Source organism: Bacteroides sp. MSK.20.12 (genome assembly GCF_019052435.1).
Classification (GTDB): domain Bacteria; phylum Bacteroidota; class Bacteroidia; order Bacteroidales; family Bacteroidaceae; genus Bacteroides; species Bacteroides xylanisolvens.
On record NZ_JAHQVH010000090.1, the window covers coordinates 1 to 2,736 of the forward strand.

3 protein-coding genes are annotated in these 2,736 nt (G+C 43.5%); all 3 read right to left on the minus strand.

Annotated features, from left to right (window positions below):
- Positions 1-87: 87 nt before the first annotated feature.
- Positions 88-1,866: an IS66 family transposase gene (locus KTR06_RS24210; protein ID WP_004300191.1), complete on the minus strand. Its 1,779-nt coding sequence runs from the start codon at positions 1,864-1,866 to the stop codon at positions 88-90.
- An 88-nt stretch (positions 1,867-1,954) separates the two neighbouring features.
- A complete protein-coding gene (gene tnpB, locus KTR06_RS24215) occupies positions 1,955-2,299 on the minus strand; it encodes an IS66 family insertion sequence element accessory protein TnpB (protein ID WP_004297053.1) in 345 nt (114 codons plus the stop codon).
- A 1-nt stretch (position 2,300) separates the two neighbouring features.
- Positions 2,301-2,669 (minus strand): hypothetical protein, encoded by a 369-nt coding sequence (locus KTR06_RS24220; protein ID WP_170834904.1) that lies wholly within the window; start codon positions 2,667-2,669, stop codon positions 2,301-2,303.
- Between the last annotated feature and the right edge of the window lie 67 nt (positions 2,670-2,736).

Below are 2,736 nucleotides of genomic sequence, written 5' to 3' on the forward strand. Positions count from 1 at the left end.
GTAACCATACTATTTTCCGCCACGCCAATTTTATCGGCTGTCTTTCAGCCGATAAAATAAAAATGCCCGTAAGAAAATATTTTTGTTTTAACATTCCGGTTTATAGAAACATGGCAGAAGAGCCTTCTTGTCGCAGTCCTTACCATGAAGAATACATTCAAACAAGTGTTTCAGGTAATTCTGAGGGTCTATGCCGTTCAACTTACAGCTTTCTATCAGAGAGAAGGTGAATGCAGAGTTTTCTGCCGCATCCTCACTGCCAACGTTCATACAGTTCTTGAGCAGCAGCTTTACAGGTTTCATCCTTTGCTCACAGAGGTTGTTCGAGATTTCTGCTGAACCGTCCTTGAGGATATTTCTCAAGGATTTCCACTGGTTTATCGTATAGTTCACGGCCTTTCTCATCAGTTCGTTAGCCATAATCTTCGCATCCTGCATCATAATGACCACCTTATGATGGATACGTTCAAGAATCGGTCCTGTTAGCTTAAGCCTTCTTTCCTTAATCTGCTCACCGCTGAGTTTCATCATACGGAACAGGTCTTCATTTCTGAACATCTCACCGATAGGATCTATTATGTCCATCGCTGTTCTGTCTGAAGGCAGGGCATCAACCCACAACCTTCTACAATGCGTCCAGCATCCTATATGAAGCACCTTTGAGTCGTCTCCGTCAAACATCCTGTAAACCGTATATCCGTCAGTGGATATGGTTCCCATAAAATATTCCAGGAATGATTTTGCCGCATCGGACGACCTGCTGCCGTTATTATAGTGATAATAGACCATCTTAATATGCTTGGCAAAGAAAGCCCATAAGTACTTTCTCCTGTAAGCCTTACCTTCCTTTGTTTCCACTCCAACAAGCTCAGTAGTCTCATCAACCATAAGGTAATTAGCTCTCTGTACAAACTCCTTGAAGACATCTTCCATGAACTCCCTTAGTTTGGCGATTCCGTTATGGATATAGCTGTTCAGCGTGGTATTGCTTATGTGGATACCCTCTCTTGCAAGCAGTCTTATCTGTCTGTTCTCAGGCATGCTGAAGTCATATTTCAGACAAAGCAGACGGGCAAGCAGTTCAGGAGAGAAGATACCTCCAAGGTTTTTCAGCGGATGTTCCATGGTGCTTGTGAAAGTGCCGTCCGCAAGCTTTACCCTTGCCACCTTGTAAACATGCTCCACGTTATAAGCCCTTACATGTTCTATGACCCTGTATTCCCACACATCAGGCATACCGTTGCGGTTCATAAACCGTCCCCCTTCTGGAAGCGTGTAATACTCGTCCACTTCATGTACTACCACCTTGTCAACTTTCAATTTTGTTTTCCCGGCACGTGGTGCGGTTTCCTTTCTCCTTGAAGGTTTGCTGTTCTGGGCAGGTATGTTGCCGGAAGAGGTATTGCTGCCGGTTTCGTTATCATCGGTCTTATTATTATCATCCTTCCTGTCAGAACCGTCATACTCGGATTGTTCCAGAGCGGACTTGTCGAGATTACGGTTGTTCAACAGCCTTCTTTGCTCGGAAGTACGGCCGAAACGGTGTTTCCTGCTGTCCTCAAGCTGAAGTCTGAGATTGGAGATCTCGTTTGCCAGCATCCTGTTCACCTCATCCTTTGCTTCAAGCTGCTTTCTCATAAGTTCCATTTCTTTCCTGTAATGTTCAACCGTGGTTGACTGCTTTTCGATGGTATCTTTGAGATCATTGATGGTATCTATCAGATTTTTAGAGTTCTCCCTGTTGGATTCTTCAATAGACTCAAGCCTCGCAATCAATTCTTTATTCTGTTTGCGAAGACCTGCCTTTTCCTCATTCGCCAGACCCAGCTGGCAGCAAAGTAACTCGTATGCTCTTTCATCAATCATGATATAAAGGTACGAAAAATCAGGCACTTACGCAAACTTTTTACCGTTTATTTTTTATACTATCCTGTTGATAATCAGTATGTTAATATTAGCCTTTCGGACTAACGTACATCTTGTCAACTACAATGCTTTCCGTAAGATAAGCCATGTCCGACCACTGTATCCGGTAGCACCTGGAGACTTCATCAAATACAGGTTTCTTGAATTTGCCCATAACAGGACGTTTTTCGTAAAGCACATAAAAACCGCGTTCGTAATGAAGTATCTTCACAACCTTTCGGTTCCGGGACATGAACATATATACATTGGACGCATCGCTCGGGTCAAGGGACATTTCTTCCCTTATACTCTCACACAGACGGAAAATGCCTTTCCGCAAATCAACATTACCGTTAAACAGGTAATAGTTAAGGTTAGCACTCAGTCCAAGCATATCATCCTATCATTTTATTAAGCAACAGGCTCAAATCAAGAACGGTGGTGTTTCTCAGGAACAGTGTTGCGCCAGACGCCAGCTGTAACTTGATCCATTTTATTGGTGGTTCACCTTCAGGATGTTTCACGTCCAACTTCACAGTTGGACTATTGCATGGTTTCCCGGTTATCTGGACTTTGGCAACCTTGGGCTGCTCAACCTGGACTGTCTTGCCTAACTTCTCACTCCACAACTGGTGACGCTGCCAGTTCATGAACTTGTCGTAATTTACACCATAATCAGCACAGAACTCTCGAAGATCTTTGGTCTCGCTGCATAACTGGTAGAGGTCATATACCTCCTGATAGTTTACTTTTTCTTTTGCCATAATCATTCTTGTTAAAGGTTACGGCGCAAAGATATGGCGGCTAACAACTTATGTCAAGGCGGAAAAT

What these genes read in the sequence shown, in the direction of transcription:
- KTR06_RS24210 (WP_004300191.1), bottom strand. Translation starts at nt 1,866, where the DNA reads ATGATTGATGAAAGAGCATACGAGTTACTTTGCTGCCAGCTGGGTCTG.
- tnpB (WP_004297053.1), bottom strand. Translation starts at nt 2,299, where the DNA reads ATGCTTGGACTGAGTGCTAACCTTAACTATTACCTGTTTAACGGTAAT.
- KTR06_RS24220 (WP_170834904.1), bottom strand. Translation starts at nt 2,669, where the DNA reads ATGGCAAAAGAAAAAGTAAACTATCAGGAGGTATATGACCTCTACCAG.